The 1,714-nt window shown below is 58.8% G+C and carries 1 protein-coding gene; it reads right to left on the bottom strand.

Translation table 11 applies throughout. The features are described from left to right. Window positions 1–287: 287 nt before the first annotated feature. On the bottom strand, window positions 288–1,463 hold the full coding sequence (locus HY30_RS16525; RefSeq protein ID WP_034743412.1) for a Fic family protein: 1,176 nt from the start codon (window positions 1,461–1,463) through the stop codon (window positions 288–290). Between the last annotated feature and the right edge of the window lie 251 nt (window positions 1,464–1,714).

The raw sequence follows: 1,714 nt of genomic DNA, 5'->3' as shown, positions 1-1,714 counted from the left end.
CTCCTTGCATAGCCCGATTTCAGATCAGCGGCCTGACAGGTCACATGGATGCGTGGCCGGTCTGGAACAGTGGATGCGGTGTGCGGGCCAGGAGGTGCAGCCCAAGTGGCTCTTATAGGTAGGAGACCTGCAGACCATCCGTCATGACAAACACAAGCCCCCTGGCGCGGGGACCGCGCTCTGGCAGAGGCAAAGTCCGGCTGGCCCCGTCTGCCGGGAAATATAGTGAGGTGTTGCCAGGTAAAGAGCGACCTGACGACAACAGGCCCGCACGCATCAGATAGCGATCAAGCCAGAGGCTCGGTGCCTTCACTCAGCAGATCCAGATAGCGCGTGTAGGCAAAGACACGCCCGCGTGTACGGCCGGTGACTTCGGTGACGATGCCGTGCTTGTGAAGATTCTGAAGCCCGGTGGCTGCGGCAGGAAAGGAGACGCCGGCCCGCTCGGCAGCCGTGGCGATGGTGACAAGCGGCTGGGTCTGCAGGACACTGAATATCTGTCTGGCTGTCGGCGCAGCCCGGCCAAGACTTTTCAGCTTTTCAGCGTCTTCAATGAACATGGCTTCAATCGTCCGCGCGGCTTCATGCGCCTGGCGCGCAACATCACGCACACCGGTCAGAAAGAATTCCAGCCAGGCTTCCCAGCGGCCATGTTCACGGACTTCCTGAAGCAGCGCATAATAGGTGGTTCGCTGCGTCTTCAAATAGAGGCTGAGATAGAGAAGCGGTTCTTCGAGAATACCCTGTTCGCAAAGGTAGAGTGTAACCAGGAGCCTGCCGAGACGGCCATTGCCGTCGAGAAAGGGATGCACCGTCTCGAACTGAACATGCGCAAGGCCCGCCTTGATGACAGGGGGCAAGCCGCTGTCCGCCTCATGGAGGAAGCGTTCAAGATCGCGCATCAGGTCTTCAACAAGATGTGGCGGTGGCGGCACGAACAGGGCATTTCCAGGCCGCGTTCCGCCGATCCAGTTCTGTGACTGGCGAAAATCTCCGGGCTGCCGGGTACTCCCCCGTCCCGTGGCGAGCAGGATGGCGTGCATTTCCCGCATCAGTCGCAATGAGAACGGAAACCCGTTGCGCAATCTTTCGAGTCCATGATTCAGGGCGGCCACATAGGTTGAGACCTCCTCGACATCATCGACGGGCGCACCGGGCGCTCCAGCTTCTTCATAGAGCAGGAGATCGGAGAGCGAGGATTGCGTGCCCTCGATCTGTGACGACAGAAGGGCCTCCTTGCGGATATACATGTAGAGAAATAGCGACGTATCCGGCGCAACCGAGCGAACACCATCAAGCCTGCCTAGAGCATACATGGCTTCGCTGACCAGCCCTGACAGGCCCGTCAAATCAAGTCCCGGTTCGGGCGGCAGAGGCTTTGGGACATAGGCGCGCACTGTTTCGCCTGCGACGGAGCTCGTCGCATACGTTCCGATCCGCCCGCTGAGGGAGTCCTGATCCATATCGCATCCTTTAATAAGCCATCACCACTATTAAAGGATAACTACTTATTCTTTAATAGCAAGCCCCACTAATTAAAGGCAAACCTTCACGCCGCGGCCTGGGAAGGTCCGGGATGTCCTCCCGGACGGTCGATGAGATAGCCGCCATCGCACAGGCTTTCAGCCGTGTTGATCAGAAATTGACAGCATCGCGCAGGGGTCTGCGATCTTCTGGCCCGTCTTCATCGACGGGGTCCTTCAAGGTCGGGACA

Source organism: Hyphomonas chukchiensis (assembly GCF_000682695.1).
GTDB classification, from domain to species: Bacteria; Pseudomonadota; Alphaproteobacteria; order Caulobacterales; family Hyphomonadaceae; genus Hyphomonas; species Hyphomonas chukchiensis.
Note: the sequence above shows the minus strand (reverse complement) of the source record. Positions and strands in the feature narration are given on the sequence as shown.

Excerpts from the sequence above, each read along its gene's own strand:
- HY30_RS16525 (WP_034743412.1), bottom strand. The coding sequence starts at position 1,463 with ATGGATCAGGACTCCCTCAGCGGGCGGATCGGAACGTATGCGACGAGC.